The following is a 488-nucleotide window of genomic DNA, read 5'->3' as shown; positions in this document are numbered from 1 at the left end:
ACCCTGCACAAGCCCCCGCGCTGATCGCGGCGATCGAGGCGGTGACCGACCAGCACGGCCTCTCCTCCGCCCACGCGACCTTCGTCTGTCCCGATCAACTCCCCGCCTTTGAGGCGGCAGGCTGGCTGATCCGCGAAGGCACGCAATTCCACTGGCAAAATCAGGGCTACGGTGCCTTCGACGATTTCCTGGGCGAGCTCGCCAGCCGCAAGCGCAAGGCGATCCGCAAGGAGCGTAGCGGCGCGATCGAAGGGCTGACGATCCGCCATGTGTCGGGATCCGATATCACCGAAGCCGATTGGGATGCCTTTTGGGTGTTCTATCAGGACACCGGCGCGCGCAAATGGGGCCAGCCTTATCTGACGCGGCAGTTCTTCTCGCTGCTCGGCGAGGCCATGCCCGACCAGGTCCTGCTGATCTTCGCCGAACGCGACGGGCGGCCGATCGCGGGCGCGCTCAACCTGATCGGCACCGACACGCTGTACGGC

General features: G+C 65.8%; 1 protein-coding gene. It reads left to right on the top strand.

Going from position 1 to position 488, the window contains the following annotated elements; all coding sequences use genetic code 11:
- The coding region (locus AACY45_RS28150) for a GNAT family N-acetyltransferase (RefSeq protein WP_339548743.1) at positions 1–488 on the top strand (488 nt) is incomplete at both ends.

The organism is Pseudomonas sp. RA_35y_Pfl2_P32 (genome assembly GCF_963970735.1).
Classification (GTDB): domain Bacteria; phylum Pseudomonadota; class Gammaproteobacteria; order Pseudomonadales; family Pseudomonadaceae; genus Aquipseudomonas.
The sequence above is the reverse complement of the archived record's forward strand: the minus strand, read 5'-3'. Positions and strand labels throughout refer to the sequence as shown.